Source organism: Streptomyces sp. GbtcB7 (genome assembly GCF_019091445.1).
Lineage (GTDB): Bacteria > Actinomycetota > Actinomycetes > Streptomycetales > Streptomycetaceae > Streptomyces > Streptomyces mirabilis.
In genome coordinates this window covers 74,393-92,633 of the sequence record NZ_JAGXJM010000042.1, presented here as the reverse complement: position 1 = coordinate 92,633, position 18,241 = coordinate 74,393, and the positions used below count along the sequence as shown (strand labels likewise).

Genomic DNA, 18,241 nt, shown 5'->3' with positions numbered 1-18,241 from the left:
GGGGGGGGGGGGGCGGGGGGGCGCGCCGGGGGGGGAGGGGGGGGGCCCCCCGGTCCGCCCCCCCGCTCGGGTGCAAGTGCGTTTGCCCGGATGTGGCTCCCCTCCCTCCCCCTCCCACCCCGTTCCCGCTTCCTCAGCCCGTCTCCGTCGCCCGGATCGCGTCCCGGTAGGCCCGCGCCGCCGCGCGCAGGGCCGCCTCCGGGTCCACTCCCCCGGCCTCCGCGTGGGCGGCGATGGCCAGCAGTTCGTAGCCGACGCCTTCGCCTCGGGGGAGTTCGACCTCAAGTCCCGCCGTGCGCACGCGCGATGCCAGCTTCGCCGCGAGGGCCAGGCCCGGCTGGCCCAGCGGTATCCCCTCCGTCACGGACGTCCGCCGCTTCTCCTCGGCCTTGGTGCGCAGCCAGTGCTCCTTGACCTCCTCGGGGGTCGTGGCCGTCTCGTCGCCGAACACGTGCGGGTGGCGGTGGATCAACTTGGCGACGATGCCGCCGGCCACGTCGTCGATGGAGAAGGGAGCCTCGGCGTCCTCCTCCGCGATCCTGGCGTGGAAGACGACCTGGAGCAGCACGTCGCCGAGCTCTTCCCTGAGCTCGTCCCGGTCGCCCTCCTCGATCGCCTCGACGAGCTCGTACGCCTCCTCGATCCCGTACTTCGCGAGGCCCTTGTGGGTCTGCTGGGACGACCACGGGCACTCGACGCGGATGCGGTCCATGACCTGGACGAGGTCGAGGAGGCGGGCGCCCGGCAGGTCGTACGAGGCCGGGAGCAGCTCCAGGTCGGGCATCTGTATGCGGCCGGAGCCGGCGAGGCGGGCCAGGCCGTCGGTGAGGCGCGGCTCGCCCTCCCCGGTGGCGACGACGACCACCGTGCGGCCACCGGCGCAGGCGTCCACCAGGTCCTGGGCATCGGGGGAAGCCTCGTCGACGCTGATGCCCGCCTCACGCAGATACGGCAGCTGCGGATGCGCGCCGTCCGCGCACACCACCTGGTCGGCGGCGCGCAGCACCTGCCAGGCGGGCCAGGACAGCAGCCCGGGGGCGACGCGGTGGCTGGTGGTGAGCAGGACGATACGGCCGGGGTCGGGAACCTGGGCGGTGACGTCGGAGCTGGTTGCGTTCACCCCACGAACGTAACCCACGCCACCGACGCCCCCAGGAGTTATCCACAGGCCGGGAGGGGACCGACCCGTTTATCCACAGCCCCATCCCCAGCCCAGAACCTGGCGTTGGCCTATGACCTACCGGACTCTCACTGACCTACTGACCTACTGACCTACTGGCCTGCTGACCCACTGGCCTGCTGACCTACTACGCCGTCTGCTGCGTCCCCGTCGACGTGACCTCCCGCAGCCACGGCGTCTTCACATCGACGCGGCTGCTCTTCTGGACGTCCCAGGCGCCGTAGCGCGGGTTCAGGTCGACGTTGAGCTTCTTGGACGCGTCGGACATGGCCTTCCAGAACGTGGCCTTGCCGTCGGTGGTGTTCATGTCGGCACCGAGCGCGGCGGCGAGCTTCTGGGCCTCGATCTCGGTACGGAGGTTGTCGTCGAGACGCTGGGGCACCACCCCGTACTGCTGCAGCCAGGCCGTCTCCAGCGCCTTCGCACCGCCCGCCTGGCCCTCCAGCGTCGCCCGCATCTGCTGGGTATCCGCGCGGGTGACGTTCACGCCCGCGTCCTTGGCGGCCTGGTCGAGAACCTGGTCGAGGACCATGGTGTGCAGGGTGTCGCGGGTGAGGCTGCCGGTCTTGGCGATGGCCTGCTCGTACTGGGCCTCGTCCTTGACGGCGGCCCGCTGTGCCGAGCGCACCTCGTTCACCCGGCTCTCCAACTGCGCGACCGTGATCCGCCGGCCACCGACGACGGCCGCGGCGCCTGGGTGCGCCTCGCCACCGCACGCCGTGAGAAGGGGGGCCGCTGCGACGATCGCGGCGGAAAGGACGAGCGCGGTGCGACGGCGGCGGTGCAAGGAAACCTCCCGAGGAGATTGTGCGACGGTGCACAAAGTCTTGCGGTGATCGATGGTAGGCAGTGGCCCGGCTCTCGGCCAGCCATTCGACCAACGATTCGCGGAGACTTCAGATACCGGCGCGGCCGCCGTGACGAGTGGGACGGCCACCGTCCGCTCGTACGACCGTTCACATCGGCTCGTGCGACCGATCAAGTCCGGTCGCACGACCGGCCACGTCGGGGCGTACGGCCGATCGCGTCCTGTCGTACCGGCCCCGGCTAACCGCGCGCCTCGACCTCGTGCTCGACGACCCCGGCGACCTCGGCGCGCAGTCCGTCGCCGACGCGCGTCACGGTGATGTTCTTGGCGCTCGTGGAGTCGGCTCCGGCGTCCCCCACCAGCACGAAGTCGACCTTCTGGTACTGCGGGGCGGTCTGCGTGGCCGCCGTGACCTCGGGTTTTCCGGTCGCGACGACCACGTCGCAGGACCGCTGGAGCAGGCCGTTGAGGTAGGGCCGCGCGTTGGCCGCGGACTGCTCACCGGTCACCGGGACGTAGCTCACGCGCGCGTGCGTCTTGAGGGACGCGTCCTGCATGCCCTGCCAGACCTCGGCCGCGGTGGTCCCGGCCGTGATCCCGTCCTTGCCGGTCAGCAGGCAGGCGTCGACGTCCTTGTAGTGGCGGGCCCGGGTGTCGGGCACCTGTCGCTTCGTGTCGGTACGGGAGAGGAAGTACCCGGTGACGGCGACCGCGACCGCGACGATCACGGCACCCGCCACCATCGCGACCCCCCGGCCGCCCAGTACACGCGGCCACTGGAGTACCGCCCGCACACCGGCGGCGAGCCTCGACTCCTGCGTGGCGTCGCGCGCCGCCTTCGCGCGCTGCGCCTGCGGCACCTGCCTGACCCGCTTGACCACGTGGTTCCCGTACTTCCGCTTCTTCGCTCTTCCGCGCTTCCGTGCTTTCGTGCTTTCGTGCGGCCCGTGCGGCCGATGCGGCTCGTGCGGCCGGTCCGGCCGGTGTGCCGCTAGTACCCGACGCGCCGGGGCCAGACCGTCCAGGCGTGCACCGCCGCGCCGACCATCGACGCCAGGATCAGGAGCACGTCGTCCGCGAACTCGAGGCCGTGGGTGGTCTCGGGGGTGAGCGAGAGCTGCATGACCCACGCCACCAGCACCGCGCAGAACCCCCCGAAGACCGCCCAGTCCGCACGGGTGCCCCGCCGCAGGGCGATCACGAGGGACGGAACAGGACACAACAGCCCCAGGCTGACGACGGGAAGCGCCGCCAGCCCGGCACGGACGGCGGACGGTCCGACGACCGCCGGCAGCCTTTCGACCCTCATGCCCTGCTCCTCTTGGGGTGTTCTGCGGATCGTGCGGTGTTCTCCGGACGAGTGCGGATGTCAGCCGGTGATGGCGACCGGCGCGTCCCAGGCGTCGCGGTCCACGGTGATCGTGTAACCGCCGATGGTCTCCTTGCTGTTGACCATGTACTGGTGGGCGCGGCTGTGGCTGGTGAACTGGGTGGAGCCCCACGGCCAGTCCGAGGTCGTCGTGTTGACCTTGTCCCACAGCGCGTACCAGAGGTTGCCCGGCAGGTCCGTCTTGTCGGTCGCGGTCGCGATGGCCTTGGCGCTGGAGCTGGTGAAGCCGTAGAAGCCGGTCCGGTACGTCTTGGCGTGCAGCGCCTTGTCGAAGGCGCGTACGTACGTCAGCGTGGCCTTGTTGCACGCCGCGTTCGTGATGTCGTACGACTCCATGTCCAGGTAGATCGGGCTGCCCGCCTTCATGCCCAGCACGGACGCCTTGGCCACCGCGTCCGCGGCGTCGGTGGCGCCGAGCGAGGCGGCGTTGGTGGCGGTGAGCTTCTCCGGGTTGGAGCCGGTCTGGCAGGACGGCTGGGCGCCGACGTACAGCGGGATGAGCTTCCAGCCCAGCGTGCTGACCGACTTCACCCAGGACGCGGTGAGGTTGGGCTGGCTGCAGCCGCGGTTCTTGCCGCCGATGTAGACGGCGGCCGCTCCGTAGAAGCCGGTGTGCCAGGCCTTCATCGCCGTCAGCGAGGGTGCGGCGCAGGTGTCGAAGGCCCGGCCCGTGAATGTCCGCTGGGCGGGCCAGGTGGTCGCCGCCATCGACGTCTGCGCCGCGATCCCGGCCCCGGCGACCACGGCCGCGCCTGCCGTCGCCCAAGCGATGTAACGGCCCTTCTTAGACATCCGATGGCTGGACATCCCCACCCCATTCATGACACGCGCACGTCACGGCGCGCGGAACGCGCAGGACATGCGGTCATATAGATCGAATCAAGACACTTCAAGACAATTGAGCCCCGTCGGCGCCCATCCCGGCTCACCGACGAGCGAGGGTGACCGGCCCCCGGCGCGCGGGGCGGATCGCACCGTAACCGACGCCACCCCCTTGATCGGGAAACCCTGCACCTCAATCGCCACAAGAATCCCTCAAGCCACGGCAAAACATGGGGAGTCCATGGAACCCCGGACCGATCGACCCCCTCTTTTACCGATCTTTGGCACCCCGATGCCTGTGTACGGCCTGTGCACCCATAGAGTCCGCTCGGCTCGACAGCACCACTTCTCAAAGAAGGACTCAGGCATCCCGATGCGTCACCCCTCCCGCGCGGCCAAGGCGCTGCTCGCCGCAGCCGTGCTCCCGCTGGCCCTGGCGGCCTGCTCCTCCGGAACCACCGTCCAGCCCTCGTCCGCCAAGACGAAGCAGGCCAAGGACCCCAACGCCGGTCTGCTGACAGGCGCGCAGCTCAAGAAGGCGCTGGCGCCCGCGTCCTTCTTCGCCACCGGTTTCGCGGTCGACCCCAGCGGTGCGCGGGACTCCGGCACCACGTACTCCGCCCCGAGTTCCTCCCCCGCTCCGAAGCCGGACTGCTCCCTGCTGGGCGGCACCAGCTGGATAGCGATCACCGGCGACTCGGGGGTGTCCTTCGCCCAGAACGACTACGTCAGCAAGAACACTTCCGAGGACATCGCCCAGGAGGTCGACACCTACCGCGGCACGACCTCGACGACCGTGCTGACGGACCTGAAGAAGATCGCCACCACGTGCGCGACCTTCACCGACTCCGACACGCACACCAAGGTGAAGGTCACCGGCGCCACCACGCCCGGCCTGGGCGACGCCGCGTACACCATCACCCTGACCGACAGCGCCTGGCAGAACGGCACGACCCTGATCGCCGTGCGCGCGGGCACCGACGTCGTCAGCGTCATGTCCACGGACGGGCACGACAACGGCGCCGCCACGGCGAAGAAGCTGGCGACCCGGATCGTGACGTCCCTGAAGGGCGAACACCAGCGCGTGTGACCCGCCAGATGGGAACATGACGCCCCCCGAGAGGTTTCTCGGGACCCGAGAAACCTCTCGGGGGGGGCTCGTAGGGCGCTCGTGGGTGCTCGGGGGGTGTGAGGGGCATGGGCATGAGCGTGGACAAGCGCCTGGAAGCCGGCTGGGCCCAGCGGATCGCGTGGTCGGTCCTGGTGATCGCGTCACTGGGTCTGCTGGTGTGGGTGCCGTTCCTGTACGCCGCGATCCGCCGCGGCAGGGGCTCGGACTGGGGCGCCTTCGCCTCGTTCCTGCTGTACGAGCTGGTGACGCTGCCGTGGGCGACCGTTCAGTCGGACGCGGGCGATCCCGTCCTCGGCGCGGTCGCCGTCGTCACTCTGGCGATGGCGGTGTGGCTGCTGCTGTTCGCGCTGTTCGACAAGCGCACGCCGAAGTACGCCACGGCGAACGCGGGGCGGACACCCGGGCCCGTGCCGGGCCCGGCGCCGGGCAACCCGTATCTGCGCTGAGATCACCCGTATCTGCGCTGAGGCCACCTCTGCGCTGAGGTCACCCGGAAACCCTCATCCGCGCTCAAGACACCCGGCGGCTCACCCCCGCCGGGTGCTTCGCACGACCCTGACGGCCGGCCAGGCCAGCAGCGCCCCGACGGCCCAGAGGAAGACGGTGAGACCGGCCCATTCCCCGGTGCTGGTCTCCGGGTCCGAGGCGCCGAAGACGGTGTACGAGAGGGCCAGGAGGGACCAGAGTCCCGCGAGGAGCCCGAAGATGACGAGCATCGCCGTCTGCCCGCCGGTACGCCGCGCCGACGCCTTCCGCTGAACCTGCTGAACCGCACCGGATCCTCCGGCCTGCCCCGCCGAAGCGGCACCCCCCTGCCGCCGCTGCTGCTGTTGCCGCTGCCGGGGCGGCAACTGCACCACCGCACTCGGGTGCACCGCCGCGTCGATGGTCGCCATGGTGTGCGCGTCGATCCCGTACTCCCCCGGCTCCACCTCCACGGACAGCCCGTCGGTGCCGATGAGCCGGCGCCCGCCGTCGGGCCAGCTGAGCAGGGCGGCGCACGCGCGATAGAGCACGGTGGCCGCCTCGCCACCCGCCGTCAGACTGACCCCCTCGCCCCCGACGACCATGGCCGGCCCGTCCTTGCGCACGGCCTCGAACCGCGTGCCCGTGACGGCGTACGACGACGTGGTCGGGGCCGCCGTGTACCCGGCCCAGTCGGCCCGGTGCCCCGAGGGAGCCTGCAGCAACGCCGTCCCCGCGGCCTCCAGCGCCACCGCGTGCACATGCCGCGGTGTCATCGCCCACAGCTCGGCGCGCAGTTCGTCGAGCCCGCGCGGCGGACGGTGGGCGAGCAGTTCCTCCGCCGCGCCCGGCAGCCGCCGTACGGCCGCGTCGGGCGCGGTCAGCGTGGCGTCGCTGCGCCCGCGTACGGCCTCCAGGTCGGCCTGCGCGATCCGGCCGACCTGGAGGCCCGCGAGCACGTCGACGAACCCGCCGAGGACCGCGTCCTGCTTGGCGGGCAGGGCGTCCGCGAAGGCGGTGACGGTCGCGAAGCCGTCCCGGCGGGAGGTGTAGTCGCCGGCCGCCGTGTAGGAGTAGCCGCCCTCCTGGCGCAGGGAGCGGGAGAGTTCGCGTTCCAGGACACCTGCGTAGAGCCGGGCGGCGGTGGTGTCGGTGACGACGGCGTCGAGCAGGACGCCGCCCTTGCCGTCGGAGAAGTAGGCGGGGGCGGCGGGAAGGGCTGAGGTGACGGCGGGCATCGGGCGCCGCTGACCGGCGGGTAGTTTGAGCGAGAGCCCGGCCGGCAGCCGCTCCCCCGCGATCCACAGCACGGCGTTGTCCCGGGTGAACCAGCTCCCGGCCCATTCCCGTACGTCGTCCGGCCGCACCCCCCGTACGCCCCACTCCGGATAGCTGACCAGCCCGTACCCCTGGGCCCCGTACCGCCACAGCGGCAGTTGTCCGGGCTCCCGGCTCGCCTCCTCGGTGCGCAGGATCTCCTTCTCGGTCTCCAGCCGCTCCATGGGCAGATCGAGGAGGGAGGTGCACACGCCGTCGAGGTAGGCGACGATCTCGTGCTCGGCGCCCTCCACGTGGAAGTGTGTGAACGCGGCCTTGGTCGCGCCGTTGAAGTGGTAGTCGGCCAGGCCCTGGCGGTGCAGCGCCAGGTGCTCCACCAGGTGCGTGATCCCGGCCCCGGCGAGCGTCTCGTCGGCGACGCCGACGCGGAAGACCAGTCCGGCACGCATCGGCCCGGTGGCGTACGCGAAGAGGGTGGGTATGCCGTCGACCTCGGTGTGATGGATGCCCTGGCTCATCGTCTGCCTCTGCCTGTCTTGTTCGGCATCCGCTCAGCCTCTTCCGAGGGCGGCGGAACGGTGTTTGACGTACGCGTCCGCGGGCTTGCCGAGGTAACTCCACGGGTACTCGGAGGCCAGGTTGCCCAGGGCGCGGAAGTGCGCGGCGGCGCGTGCGGTGTCGCCGATCAGCGAGAAGAGCGCGGCGAAGACGCCCTGGATGGTGACCCACCCGTACGTGGGTCGGTAGTACGGGTGCAGGACGGACCGTTCGGCGGCCTCGACGAGTTCGGCGTGGACGTGGGCCTGGCGCAGATAGTCGGTCCGCTCACTCCCCGCGGACGGCAGATCGAGCCAGCGCTCCAGGTGCGCCTCCGCCACCAGACCACCACTGAGCGACCCTTCGGGCGAGTTGAGCAGGCACTCGCGGGCGAACCCGTGTGCCGCCTCCCAGCTCCCGCTCCACTTGGGACACAGCTGCTGGAGCAGCCGGGCCTGCCCGGTCAAGTGGTGCGGGTGGTACGCGGCCAGTCGGTCGTACCTCCGCCGCGCCTCGTTCTGCCCGAGCTGCAGCCCCATGGCCGTGGTCAGGCGCGCGGCCCAGGCCGCGTCGTGGGACGGGTCGAGGGCGGTGGCCCGGATGAGCAGTTGCTCGGCCTGCCGCAGGTGCTCGTGCAGCTGCCGGAACTGTTCCCGGCTGACGTGCTCGGCGCGCGCGCTGCTCCGGATCTCCCAGCCGATCTCGATCTCGCGGGTCCCGAGCGTCGTGAGGGCCAGTACGTCGTCGGGGGCGGCAGCGACGAGTTCCCGCAGGAAGTGCTCGACGCCGGGCACCTCGGCGACGACCCGGACGAGGAACGCCCGGTCGGTGCCCTGCGGCAGCCCGTCGGCGTACCGCCTGATTCCCGCCCAGTCCCGCGCGGCGGTGGCCTGCCGCAGCCAGCCGACCTCGGGGAAGGCGGAGGCGAGTTCGAAGTCGGGGGGTGGGAGGGACGCGTCGGTCGACATGGAGCGGATGGTAAGTGGCGGGTTGGAGACGGTTTCAGGTCAGGTATGGGGAGGCTGTGGGCACAGACTGCCCAAACAGCGCATACGGGCGCCGGCTTGACCCTTCGATGACCGGTCTTGACCGGGTCATGACTCGAACTTGAGTTCGCCTTGTGTGAGGTGACCTTCCGCCTTTCCGCCGGCTTGGAACAATCCATGCTGTCCCCGTCACCGCCGCTGTCACCTCACCGTCGCAGTCGCAGTCACCCCACCCTCACCAGGAGCCCCACCCGTGGCACTCAACGCCCGTCGCGCCAGACAACTGCTGGAGATCTCGGCCCCCTTGCTGCTCCAGGGCGAACAGGTCGAACTCACGAGCCTGGCCGGCATCGGAACGGTCTCGGTGCGCAAGCAGGCCCTCACCGCGGCGGTGGTCGGCGTACTCAGCGCGGGAACGGTGATGGCGACGGTCACCCCGCGTCCGATGTACCTCGTCCTGACGAACCAGCGGATCCTGTTCTTCGACGGCAACCGCGGCGGCAAGCCGGGCAAGTTGCTGATGAACCTCCCGCGCCCGTACGTCACCGCGAGCGCGCCCAAGAAGACCTTCCTGGGCCTCAAGGTGGTCACCCACCTGACCGTCGAGGGCCAGGAGGGCGCCCTCAAGGTCGACTTCCCGGTCCAGACCCGCGCCGACGGCCACCGATTCGCGACGGCTTTGCCGGTGACGCGCTGACCTCGACCACGTATCGCGTGGACCTGAGGTGTGCTCACCCGGGGGACTGAACCGACCCCATTCTGATACCGGAGGCGACGGCGCTCGCCACCATCGGAGGCGAGACCGCGCAGGACTGGGCGGAGTACACCGAGATCGGCCTGGGCGACACCCAGAGCCGCGCATTCTGGAGGCACCCGATGGGCCCTCACGGCCGCCAACGCGGAAGAACTGTCCGCCGCGGAGGCGTAACGAACCCGGAGGTCACAGACGCCGGCGCATGCAGACCCGCGGCCAGCGCTCCAGACCGTGGGCGGCCTCGCGTCGGCGGATGTCCTGGAGCCCGGGACCAAGCGCGCTGTCATCCAGGAACTGGAAGCCGCAGCGGACGTAGTAGGGCGCGTTCCAGGGGACGTCGGCGAAGGTGGTCAGGGTCAGAGCGGGTATCCCCTCTGCCCCGGCCCGGTGGCCGACATGGTCCAGCAGCGAACGCCCGATGCCGCGCCGCGCGCTGTCCGGGTGCACCGACACCTGCTCGATGTGCAGGTTGCCGTCGACGTGTTCCGCGATGAGGTACGCCACCGGCCTGTCGGCCTCGTCGACCGCGACCCAGGCCAGGTCAACCCGCTGATAGTGGGCGAGGTCGGCGAGCGGAAGGGGCTCGTCGTCGGCGATCTCCGGCATGCCGATGTCGGCGAAACACCGCCCGGCGGCGCGCTCGATGTCCTGAAGGAGGGGCAGTTCGTCGATGTGGACTGCTCGGATGCGGCGCATTGACGCATTGTCGCCGAGGGAACCGGTCGAGACCCTTTCCCCGCGGCAGCCTCCGCCCCTGGATGCCGGCCCATGAGTGATCGACAGCACGAGGCGGTCGTCCGCAGGGCCGAACAAGTCGACATCGAGGGGCTTGTCGCGTGCGGCAGCGCGGTGTTCGCCGAGGACGCCGGTACCCGGGATCCGAGCATCGACATCGACTGGCCTCGCAAGCACGGACCGCAGCGTTTCGCGTCCGGCATGACGGACCCGAACCGGCCGCTCCTTAGTCGCCGACCGCGGCGGCGATGTGCTGGGGCAACGCCGAGGCCATCCGTTTCTACGAGCGCAACGTCTTCGCGTCCCGGTCGGCGACCCTGGAAGCGACTCCGTAGCCGGCGTCACAGAAACGCTCGAACACGGCACGCCACAAGGGAACACCGCGTCACAGCTCCGCTACACGGGTCCACCACGCCTCCGTGAACGTCAGCATCTCCGGCATGCACCGAACCTTCACAACCACGTCCGCCGTCGCCCTCCTGCTCTCCCTGACCGCGTGCGGCGGCGGCGACTCCCCCTCGAACTCCACGACCGACGCCCACGAACCCGCCAGGTCCGGCACGCTCGCGGGCAAACCACTCACCGCCCGCGCCGCGTTCCAGAAGATGTCCACGACGGTGCCCACGGCGAACCTCACCGGCACCGTGACCGCCGAGAACGACCCGAACCACCTGCTCGGCCGCCCCAACGAATACACGTCGAAAGTCACGTTCTCGGACAGCTGGGTACCAGCCGTCCAGGTCACCGGCGCGGACCCCGGCGACGTCGAACGCGGCGGCGCCATCGAGGCGTTCGCCAACCCGGCGGACGCCAAGGCGCGCGCGGCGTACATCCGCGGCGTGACCAAGTCCCTCCCGGCCCTGGCCGAGTACGACTACGTCCACGGCTCGGTACTCGTACGCGTCTCCCACTACCTCACTCCGAAGCAGGCCGCGCAGTACGAGTCGGCCGCGGCCACTCTCGACTGAGAACCCCCGGCGGACCCCTTTCAGGGCCCCTTCTCCTAACCTCGCCCCAGGAACAGTGGAGACAGGCAAGGCAGCCTGCGGCGCATCTCATCGCTGTCGTCGAAGTCGAAATCCTCACCCATGTCGACGGTGTCTTCGCTCCTGGCTTCAGTTCCCCGGAAGTCGTGCCAAGCCGCGTAGAAGGCGTCCACATCGCCAGTCATCTGCTCGAACGCCCTGGCAGACGCATAGTTCACGTCCTCATAGAACAGAACCTCAGAGGAGTCCCCGGCGTTCGCAGACTGCCGCACGACAGGGTGCGCGGCGAGACTGTCGGGGTCGGCAGCCACACGCTGGTACCACTCCCGGCCCAGCGCCATCACACCGGCGCGGAAGTCCATGAAGCTGTCATCGGAGCAGCCGCCCCCGATGAGGTAGGCCGCCGCCCACACGTCCCAGCGGTACAGAGCGCCATGCAGTTCATCGAAGCGTTCCGCGTACTCCAGGATCTCCCGCGGCGGCCTCGTCGCGAGTTGGCCGACGAGAACCTCGTCGAAGGGCTTGCCCGCCTCGGCTGCCGCGGACCGGGCGGATTCGATGACGTCCCAGAAGGTGTCGATGTTCATGCCCGCGCACTGTGCCACGGCAGTCTGACAATCGGTCCTGAGGCCGGCCTCTTCACCGTGCCAAGCCGGCCCCAAGCGCTCGAGCAAGCGAGTCGTGCTGGACCGGCGTGAGGCCGAGGGCGCGAAGAACGGCGGACTCCGCCGCGCCTCCGTCAGTCCAGCGCGGCCCGCTCCCGCTGAGTGGCGACCTCCAGGAGCGGTCGTGCTCGTGACGGCAGGCGGCTGTACCGACTGACCAAGAACCATCAGGGGGACCTGGTCCCGGACCTGCTCTGGGCGTTCGGCGCGGAGCCCGTCACCGGCATCGTCCACTACGTCCTGCCCGACGGCGAAGCCTGGTTCGCCAACTCCTCCATCGACCTGTGGCTCCAGTGCCTCCACCATTACGGCCGGCACCTGAGTCAATCCGAGGTTCTCAACGACGCCGACGAACGGGAAGGAGAGGCACTGGCCGAACTCGGCCGACTGGCCGCCGAGATGAAGGAGATCGACCCGTCCGCCTTCGACGGATACCTCGGCTGCATCTGGGCGGAGTTCCTCGACCGGTGGCTCTGGTAGGCATACCCACGCTCACTCCCTCGACCATCCCCCGTCATCCGTCTACTGCCGCAATCAGTCCGGCCACCAGACGGACGACGACGGACACAGCGATGCTCACTGTTCGACCCACGTGTACCGAGCCCACACCGCTTCCCGGTCCTCAGCCTCCAGGAGGACCCGGACGCCCATCGGCCGGGGCAAGAGACACCCCTTTGGCCAGGTGATCTCCCCATCGCCGACCAGAATCACGGTCTCGCCGGAGTCGTCGGAGATCTGCAAGTTGTAGAACGTCCGGCCCCTGAGCATCGTGACGGTGGAGAACTCCGGCTCCACGGTCACGATGACGCAGTCGTCCTCTGTATCGGCCAGAGTCAGTCCGATGGACGCACTCTCCGGAATCGACCTGTACACCTCCGGGAGGGCTGAGAGATCGATCTTCGAGTGCTGGTACGAGGGGTTCCACACCTCGACGGTCACGACATCGGCCATTCAGTCGCCTTCCATAAGCCGAGCGGACGTCAACCTGCTCACACGGCAACCCTCAAGTACGGACCGCTTCCATTAGATCGTTCCGCAGCCGGTCCAGGAACGTCCACAGATCCTCGCCGACGACGGACCAGCCCACGTCACCAACTTCGTAGACGGAACCGGCGAGCGAGCCAAAGGACAGGCGATATACGCGACCGCTCGTCGCACTCACCGCGAACATCGCGCCCCCTCCGTCCGTCGCGAAGACAACGACCGAATCCTTCAGCGCTCCGTCCACCTTGGTAGGACGGTAGCCAGCGGTGATCCCTTCGGCCACCGAAGCCGCGTCGTCGATCCAGATTCCGTTCCCGAGGTCTGGAAGCGCCACCGTGCCGAGTTCGGCGTAGAAGGCAAGGAGGTCGCCCTCCACTCCGATCTCCGCCAAGCCTCTGACTGCCTCGGCCCCGTCCTCGGGTGAGACGAGTTCCACCTCGTGCTCACCGGGACTGAAGCCATGAACGCGCTCGAAGCCGGACTCGAAGACCTCCGCCAGCTTCTGCATCTCCCGACCCCAGACACCCCAGTCCGACCTGGGCTCCCCGCTCACCACCGGGACCGTCACAGAGGCCTCCTTGTCACCGTTCACTGCGCCCTTTCAGCGTTGCCTCTCCAGGGTGAGGATCGCTCGGGCGATTGCGCCACCCGAACGACCATGCTGTTCTCTCCATCAGCAAGGCGAATCAGGTCCACCGGACCGCGCTCGGTCATGTCATATCCCCTGGGCCGTGTGCACGTGCCGACTCATCATGCACACCTCCTCGGCAGGCCAGTCTCCCGGGAGAGCGAGCGCTGATCATTCTGTTCGGAGTTCTTAAGGGAGACACCTTCGGTCAGGGGCCACTGAGGGAGTCGGCCAGAGCCTGGGCCTGGTCAGTGGAGATACCAAGCGCAATCGGCACATGCCGGGGGCTGTACGGCGACGAGCACACGGCGATCGGACTGTCACCTGTCACGATCCACCGGGGGCCGTCGGCATGGTCGGGCAGCAGGGCGGCGGCCAATTCGTCGGCCGCGTCAGCACGTATCCCGCAGTGGGCCAGTGCCCGCGACACGACGGCAGGTGCCTCACTGGGCATATCGGCGTCACCGAGCATCGGAAGCAGGAGCAGGAGGCGCTGCGAGGCATCGGACAGACCTTCGTCGCCGTCCTGCGTGCTCGCGGCGAGAGTGGTGAGTTCGACCCAAGACAGCCCGGGGCCTGCCTCGTCGGCGCCGCAGTCCCCGAGGAAGCCGAGCCGCCCCCAGGCGGGGTGTCGGACGAAGTAGTCGACGTTGTTCATGTCTTCGAAGTTGGCGTACACGGCATAGGCCGTATGTCCACCGTCGAAGGGAACACGGAGGACAGGCCAGGGCTGTTCGGGGTCCCCGAGACGATCCACCATCTCCTCGTAGGCCGACGCCTCCACCCCGTACCGTTCCGACTTCTCTCCCGGATCACCCATCGTCAGCAGGACATGGGCGAGCCAGAAGGCGGGATCGTGCGCGAGATCCTCGCCCGCGACCAGCTCACAGTCCTCCAGATACTCCGGGATGTGCACGGCATCGGTCATGGCCGGAGCGTACTCGGGACCACATGAGCATGCCGCCCGCCCTCTCCCCGACAGAGCACGACCCTCTTCGCTGCCTGGACCGGACGCGGCCCGATCACGCGACGGCCGCCCCGCAATCGGCCGCGGGCAAACCGAGCTCGCACCACAACAGCTTTCCGCCCCGCACGAAGAGGTCGTCGCCGAGCGGGTAGCCACCCCATGCGTCCGCGTAATGGCATACGAGAAACAGTCCGCGCCCGCCGTCCGCCTCGGCGGGGACGGGGTGGAGCGGACCGGAGCCCTTGTCGAAGGGAGGCGGGATGTGGGGGTCGGCGTCCCAGACACTCACGCGGAGGCGAGCGCTTCCCAGGGCCCGGAGGCGGAGGGTGGCGGGCCCGGTGGAGTGCCGGTAGGCGTTCGTGACGAGTTCCGAGGTCAGCAGCTCGGCGGTGTCGGTGAATTGGGGCATGCCGTGTCCGGCGAGTACGGCTCTGAGGGTGACTCGGGCGATGCGCGGGGCGAGCGGATCGTGCGGCAACTGAAGGGCGTACGCCCAAGATGCGGACGCATCGGACTTCTGCGGGGATACGGTGACCATGAACGCCTCCTGCGGTGGGGGAACTTGGGTTCGCTCGATGGGTCCGGCCGGGCGGTGGCATGTCGCATGGGTACAGACGAACTTGGGTGTCGTGTGTAGCGCGGTGCGCTTCCGGCTTACCGGCGGGGCCAGTTGAGCGGCTTGAGACTCACCGTAGACTGATTCATGGAATGCATTCCATGAATCAAGGGGACTGCAGCCCATATTGCCTTCGTGTGGGTGACCCACGCGCCATACGTACGAACGGGAAGTCGCCGCTCATGCCGCAGCCGAGCCCTCTGCCCACCGCCCGCCGTCGGCGGCTGGGTGTCGAACTGCGGAGGCTGCGCGAGCGCGCGGACCTGTCCGCGACGCAGGCCGCCACTCTGCTGGGCGCCACGCAGTCTCGCGTGAGCAACATCGAGGCCGGCCGCTACGGGGTCAGCGCCGATCGCGTACGCACCCTGGCCCGCCACTACAACTGCACCGACGAACCACTGATCGACGCCCTGGCAGCGATGACCGGCGAGCGTCGGCGCGGCTGGTGGGAGGAGTACCGCGAGATCCTCTCACCGCGGCTGCTGGACCTCACCGAGGTCGAGCATCACTCCACCGCGCTCCGCGTGGCCCACGTCATCAACATCCCCGGCCTGCTGCAGACCACGGACCACGCCCGCGCCCTGTTCGGCCACACCGTGCCCGCCCTGAAACCCCACGAGATCGAGCACCGCGTCTCGCACCGCATCAAACGCCAGGCGATCCTGCACCGCGAGCAGCCCCCGCCGTACACCGCGGTCATCCACGAAGCCGCCCTGCGCATGCGCTTCGGCGACCGCACCACGATCAGGGCCCAGCTCCACCACCTCAACGAGATGAGCGAACTGGACCACATCACCCTCGTCGTCGTCCCCTTCGACAACGGCCCGTTCCACACCTCCGGCCAGGGCGTCGACTACCTCCACGGCCCGGTCCACCAACTCGACACCGTCCAGTTGGACACCGACCACGGCGCCGAACTCATCGACTCGCCCGCCCAACTGGAGCGCTACCACCTGGTCCTGGACCGCATGCAGCAAGCCGCACTTACCCCGGCCAAGTCCCGCGACTTCGTCGCCCAACTCGCCCAAGACATCTGAAGGAGCCCTCCATGCCCGAACTGCACTGGCAGAAGTCCACCTACAGCCAGGAGGCCTCCGCCTGCGTGTACGTGACGACCACCCCCGACGGAACGATCCTCCTCCGAGAAAGCGACGAACCGGACACCATCCTCACCACCGGCCCACGCCAACTCGCCACCCTGATAGCCGTCCTGCGGCCAAGGCGCCGCTAGCACCTCGGCCAGTACGGTCCACCGCCTCGGCGCGAAGGCCGCGTTCGGCTCCGACGGCGAGATAACGGGTGCGGGCAACGGCACGGGGCGCTGCTATCTCGACCTGGAGATCGGGGCCGACCTGGCCCTCGGCCCGGTGGCGGAACGACTCCGGGCCGTGTTGACCGATCTCGGTATCGAGGGGTGCGCGACCGTTAACGTCAGCGACTGATCACGCGGCCTCCGCCAGGGACCTCAAGAACTGCTCGACCAGGCAGCCACCCGACGAATCCGCTTCCACGGCCTCCGTCACACCCGCGCCACCCCGCTCCTGGAACAGGGCGTCCAGCTCATCACCATCAAGGCGAACCCAACAGTGGCGCCCCAGCGTCCGCTGGCGTTGCCGTCAAACGCTGCTGAGGCCCCACTCACTGCCTACATCGCCCCGAAGTGCTAAACCGTCGGATCCTTCACGAGTTTATGAAAGGAGATCTGCTGCTCAACGACACCCGACAGGACAGAGGGATCGGCGATTCGCTCTTCCAAGCCGGTGAGCCAGATGCTGCTTCCCTTCCAGTCCAGTGGTAGCCGGGACTTGGGCCACACGTCCACCATCTGACGCGCCGATCGAAGACCGAACTCGACCAGCGACGGTTCTCCGGCCACGGCGGCAACGAGTACCCCGTCTTCGAGTTCCCGCACCGCCGGCGGGAGGTGACCATTCGCTGACCAAGCGTCAACGAAATAACCGGGAATCCCCGCACCAGCGCATGGATATGCACAGTGGGAAAGTATCCGCCCCCTGCCGTTGTACGGTCCAGAGTCACACCCTGAACGACTGGACCGATACATCGGAGCAATCGCAAGGGTGGCCATTCCGAAAACCTTGGGAGAGTCGCACCCCAATCAGAGGTGACACGCTTGGCGGTTGCCGCGTCAGACTTACTCACAGATTCACCTCGAATACCCAGTGAGGCTGCTGGAGTCTTGAGCCAAAAAATGGCGATCGGTAGAACTAATCCGTCACACTATTCCTGTAACGCGTCCACAATCTGATGATCCACTCATTCGATCCCTCGGGTGGCTCAGAGGTCACCACTGGCAACGGGGCCGATTCCACCAAGTGCAGCAGCGTCCAAGCCAATCCAAAACAGTTGTCATCCCCGAAGCACCCCAACAGAAGTTGAGCCTCTTCGTCGGTGACAGGCTTCTCAATCGCATGAAGCGCCCGTTCCATCTCATCGAACGCCTCATCATCGTCCTCCGAGTTGTCCGCCTCGGAAGTGAGCGGGCCAAGTCGGACGAACTCGCGAACCTCATCCCTGATCACTACGGTGCCTCTACTTCGCGGCTTGTGCTTTACCTCACGCCCACGGATCCGTCACGTCGGAAGTGTCGACGAAGTCCACGACGGGCTCTTCACCCAGTCGCTGCCCGTTCAATTCGCCTTGGACCCATTGAATGCAATGCGACCTTTCTCACTGCCCGTTCGACAGAACTCCTCCAATACGAGCCGAACAAAGTGAGTCGACTGCCTCCATCCGAATCGCCGACCTGAAACGGAACTTTCGATTTCAGTCATCCCAGTTTGAATAGTCCCCCATCGCCACGTCTTCGCAGATTCCGTCCCAGAACCCGTTGTGCACCATCGCAGTGTCATCGATAGTGACGATGATTTCACGAACCTCGTCCGCTACCTCCTCAAATACCTCTTGCTCTTCATCTTCCTCATAGAAAGGAAAACGATCGATCACCCCAGCGACGCATCGCGTGAACGAGTCGAGATCCCTGTTGACGTGGGTGGCCATCGTCGACTCAACCTTAGGAATATGGACAATCTCACCCGTTGCGACAACGATACAGATCCTTCCCAGCAGTCCACTCGTCGCGATGGACACCAATCCACCCTGTCGGATTTCACCAAGGAAAACGGCCTCTGCCAAAGGACGGTACTCGTACCCGATCAGACCGCCGGGAATCCCCGACTCAAGGAGTTCTCTTGCGATACTCGCGGGTACCTCTGACGAGGATCCGATGCGGATCATGGTGAACTCGGGCCTGGGCAACTCAGGTAGCTGTTCGGGCATGGGATGAATTT

22 protein-coding genes and 1 pseudogene are annotated in these 18,241 nt (G+C 68.2%); 8 read left to right on the top strand and 15 right to left on the bottom strand.

Annotation, left to right across the window (positions count from 1 at the left end; translation table 11 throughout):
• Positions 1-133 precede the first annotated feature (133 nt).
• From KVT44_RS45605 to KVT44_RS45585, 5 genes are all read right to left on the bottom strand, one after another.
• On the bottom strand, positions 134-1,138 hold the full coding sequence (locus tag KVT44_RS45605) for a nucleoside triphosphate pyrophosphohydrolase (RefSeq protein WP_217574001.1): 1,005 nt from the start codon (positions 1,136-1,138) through the stop codon (positions 134-136).
• A gap of 169 nt (positions 1,139-1,307) precedes the next feature.
• Positions 1,308-1,967, bottom strand: a complete 660-nt coding sequence (locus KVT44_RS45600) for a SurA N-terminal domain-containing protein (RefSeq protein ID WP_217573999.1) — start codon at positions 1,965-1,967, stop codon at positions 1,308-1,310.
• A gap of 260 nt (positions 1,968-2,227) precedes the next feature.
• A complete protein-coding gene (locus KVT44_RS45595) occupies positions 2,228-2,869 on the bottom strand; it encodes a hypothetical protein (protein WP_190171915.1) in 642 nt (213 codons plus the stop codon).
• 110 nt (positions 2,870-2,979) lie between these two features.
• Positions 2,980-3,297 (bottom strand): hypothetical protein, encoded by a 318-nt coding sequence (locus KVT44_RS45590; protein WP_060898765.1) that lies wholly within the window; start codon positions 3,295-3,297, stop codon positions 2,980-2,982.
• A 60-nt stretch (positions 3,298-3,357) separates the two neighbouring features.
• Positions 3,358-4,185, bottom strand: a complete 828-nt coding sequence (locus tag KVT44_RS45585) for a glycoside hydrolase domain-containing protein (RefSeq protein WP_217573997.1) — start codon at positions 4,183-4,185, stop codon at positions 3,358-3,360.
• 388 nt (positions 4,186-4,573) lie between these two features.
• Here KVT44_RS45585 and KVT44_RS45580 point away from each other — a divergent pair, with 388 nt between their 5' ends.
• Both KVT44_RS45580 and KVT44_RS45575 read left to right on the top strand, forming a co-directional pair.
• Entirely contained in the window at positions 4,574-5,290 is a 717-nt protein-coding gene (locus tag KVT44_RS45580; protein ID WP_217573995.1) for a hypothetical protein, read from the top strand.
• A 113-nt stretch (positions 5,291-5,403) separates the two neighbouring features.
• Positions 5,404-5,778 carry a hypothetical protein gene (locus tag KVT44_RS45575; RefSeq protein WP_229889249.1) on the top strand — a complete coding sequence of 125 codons (375 nt, stop codon included), beginning with the start codon at positions 5,404-5,406 and terminating at the stop codon, positions 5,776-5,778.
• Positions 5,779-5,859: 81 nt separating this feature from the next.
• Here the strand turns inward: KVT44_RS45575 and KVT44_RS45570 are convergent, their stop codons facing one another.
• Positions 5,860-7,593, bottom strand: coding sequence for an insulinase family protein (locus KVT44_RS45570; protein ID WP_217573993.1), 1,734 nt, complete (start codon positions 7,591-7,593; stop codon positions 5,860-5,862).
• A gap of 33 nt (positions 7,594-7,626) precedes the next feature.
• Entirely contained in the window at positions 7,627-8,580 is a 954-nt protein-coding gene (locus KVT44_RS45565) for a hypothetical protein (RefSeq protein ID WP_217573991.1), read from the bottom strand.
• A gap of 271 nt (positions 8,581-8,851) precedes the next feature.
• Here KVT44_RS45565 and KVT44_RS45560 point away from each other — a divergent pair, with 271 nt between their 5' ends.
• The gene (locus KVT44_RS45560; protein ID WP_190171913.1) at positions 8,852-9,295 is read left to right on the top strand and encodes a hypothetical protein; all 444 of its coding nucleotides are present in this window, start codon (positions 8,852-8,854) and stop codon (positions 9,293-9,295) included.
• Positions 9,296-9,538: 243 nt separating this feature from the next.
• Here KVT44_RS45560 and KVT44_RS45555 read toward each other — a convergent pair whose 3' ends face one another.
• Positions 9,539-10,048, bottom strand: coding sequence for a GNAT family N-acetyltransferase (locus KVT44_RS45555; protein ID WP_217573989.1), 510 nt, complete (start codon positions 10,046-10,048; stop codon positions 9,539-9,541).
• A gap of 479 nt (positions 10,049-10,527) precedes the next feature.
• On the opposite strand from KVT44_RS45555, the gene KVT44_RS45550 reads away from it, so the two are divergent.
• Positions 10,528-11,055 (top strand): hypothetical protein, encoded by a 528-nt coding sequence (locus tag KVT44_RS45550; RefSeq protein ID WP_217573987.1) that lies wholly within the window; start codon positions 10,528-10,530, stop codon positions 11,053-11,055.
• Between the two features lie 35 nt (positions 11,056-11,090).
• Here KVT44_RS45550 and KVT44_RS45545 read toward each other — a convergent pair whose 3' ends face one another.
• A complete protein-coding gene (locus KVT44_RS45545; protein WP_217573985.1) occupies positions 11,091-11,660 on the bottom strand; it encodes a DUF4240 domain-containing protein in 570 nt (189 codons plus the stop codon).
• Positions 11,661-11,840: 180 nt separating this feature from the next.
• Between KVT44_RS45545 and KVT44_RS45540 the strand changes: the two genes are divergently transcribed.
• Positions 11,841-12,218, top strand: coding sequence for an SUKH-4 family immunity protein (locus tag KVT44_RS45540; protein WP_308314291.1), 378 nt, complete (start codon positions 11,841-11,843; stop codon positions 12,216-12,218).
• 96 nt (positions 12,219-12,314) lie between these two features.
• On the opposite strand, the gene KVT44_RS45535 is transcribed toward KVT44_RS45540, so the two are convergent.
• The 4 genes from KVT44_RS45535 to KVT44_RS45520 form a co-directional block, all read right to left on the bottom strand.
• Positions 12,315-12,689, bottom strand: a complete 375-nt coding sequence (locus tag KVT44_RS45535; protein ID WP_217573983.1) for a hypothetical protein — start codon at positions 12,687-12,689, stop codon at positions 12,315-12,317.
• A gap of 52 nt (positions 12,690-12,741) precedes the next feature.
• Positions 12,742-13,290, bottom strand: coding sequence for a hypothetical protein (locus KVT44_RS45530; RefSeq protein ID WP_217573981.1), 549 nt, complete (start codon positions 13,288-13,290; stop codon positions 12,742-12,744).
• Positions 13,291-13,558: 268 nt separating this feature from the next.
• On the bottom strand, positions 13,559-14,278 hold the full coding sequence (locus KVT44_RS45525) for a hypothetical protein (protein WP_217573978.1): 720 nt from the start codon (positions 14,276-14,278) through the stop codon (positions 13,559-13,561).
• Positions 14,279-14,372: 94 nt separating this feature from the next.
• Positions 14,373-14,855, bottom strand: a complete 483-nt coding sequence (locus KVT44_RS45520; protein ID WP_217573977.1) for an ATP-binding protein — start codon at positions 14,853-14,855, stop codon at positions 14,373-14,375.
• 260 nt (positions 14,856-15,115) lie between these two features.
• Between KVT44_RS45520 and KVT44_RS45515 the strand changes: the two genes are divergently transcribed.
• The 3 genes and pseudogenes from KVT44_RS45515 to KVT44_RS59020 all read left to right on the top strand — a co-directional run.
• The gene (locus KVT44_RS45515) at positions 15,116-15,970 is read left to right on the top strand and encodes a helix-turn-helix transcriptional regulator (protein ID WP_217573975.1); all 855 of its coding nucleotides are present in this window, start codon (positions 15,116-15,118) and stop codon (positions 15,968-15,970) included.
• 11 nt (positions 15,971-15,981) lie between these two features.
• Positions 15,982-16,164, top strand: a complete 183-nt coding sequence (locus KVT44_RS45510) for a DUF397 domain-containing protein (RefSeq protein WP_217573973.1) — start codon at positions 15,982-15,984, stop codon at positions 16,162-16,164.
• A 241-nt stretch (positions 16,165-16,405) separates the two neighbouring features.
• Positions 16,406-16,507 (top strand): annotated as a pseudogene (locus KVT44_RS59020) (integrase); the annotation flags it as partial.
• An 89-nt stretch (positions 16,508-16,596) separates the two neighbouring features.
• Here KVT44_RS59020 and KVT44_RS45505 read toward each other — a convergent pair.
• Entirely contained in the window at positions 16,597-16,845 is a 249-nt protein-coding gene (locus KVT44_RS45505; RefSeq protein ID WP_217573972.1) for a hypothetical protein, read from the bottom strand.
• An 872-nt stretch (positions 16,846-17,717) separates the two neighbouring features.
• Positions 17,718-18,230, bottom strand: coding sequence for an SUKH-4 family immunity protein (locus KVT44_RS45500; RefSeq protein ID WP_217573971.1), 513 nt, complete (start codon positions 18,228-18,230; stop codon positions 17,718-17,720).
• Positions 18,231-18,241: the final 11 nt, after the last annotated feature.

Bases quoted from the DNA above. Each gene is read 5' to 3' on its own strand.
- KVT44_RS45500 (WP_217573971.1), bottom strand. From the start codon at position 18,230: ATGCCCGAACAGCTACCTGAGTTGCCCAGGCCCGAGTTCACCATGATC.
- KVT44_RS45575 (WP_229889249.1), top strand. From the start codon at position 5,404: ATGAGCGTGGACAAGCGCCTGGAAGCCGGCTGGGCCCAGCGGATCGCG.
- KVT44_RS45550 (WP_217573987.1), top strand. From the start codon at position 10,528: ATGCACCGAACCTTCACAACCACGTCCGCCGTCGCCCTCCTGCTCTCC.
- KVT44_RS45585 (WP_217573997.1), bottom strand. From the start codon at position 4,185: ATGTCCAGCCATCGGATGTCTAAGAAGGGCCGTTACATCGCTTGGGCG.
- KVT44_RS45565 (WP_217573991.1), bottom strand. From the start codon at position 8,580: ATGTCGACCGACGCGTCCCTCCCACCCCCCGACTTCGAACTCGCCTCC.
- KVT44_RS45525 (WP_217573978.1), bottom strand. From the start codon at position 14,278: ATGACCGATGCCGTGCACATCCCGGAGTATCTGGAGGACTGTGAGCTG.
- KVT44_RS45520 (WP_217573977.1), bottom strand. From the start codon at position 14,855: ATGGTCACCGTATCCCCGCAGAAGTCCGATGCGTCCGCATCTTGGGCG.
- KVT44_RS45555 (WP_217573989.1), bottom strand. From the start codon at position 10,048: ATGCGCCGCATCCGAGCAGTCCACATCGACGAACTGCCCCTCCTTCAG.
- KVT44_RS45545 (WP_217573985.1), bottom strand. From the start codon at position 11,660: ATGAACATCGACACCTTCTGGGACGTCATCGAATCCGCCCGGTCCGCG.
- KVT44_RS45535 (WP_217573983.1), bottom strand. From the start codon at position 12,689: ATGGCCGATGTCGTGACCGTCGAGGTGTGGAACCCCTCGTACCAGCAC.
- KVT44_RS45590 (WP_060898765.1), bottom strand. From the start codon at position 3,297: ATGAGGGTCGAAAGGCTGCCGGCGGTCGTCGGACCGTCCGCCGTCCGT.
- KVT44_RS45580 (WP_217573995.1), top strand. From the start codon at position 4,574: ATGCGTCACCCCTCCCGCGCGGCCAAGGCGCTGCTCGCCGCAGCCGTG.
- KVT44_RS45515 (WP_217573975.1), top strand. From the start codon at position 15,116: ATGCCGCAGCCGAGCCCTCTGCCCACCGCCCGCCGTCGGCGGCTGGGT.
- KVT44_RS45510 (WP_217573973.1), top strand. From the start codon at position 15,982: ATGCCCGAACTGCACTGGCAGAAGTCCACCTACAGCCAGGAGGCCTCC.
- KVT44_RS45570 (WP_217573993.1), bottom strand. From the start codon at position 7,593: ATGAGCCAGGGCATCCATCACACCGAGGTCGACGGCATACCCACCCTC.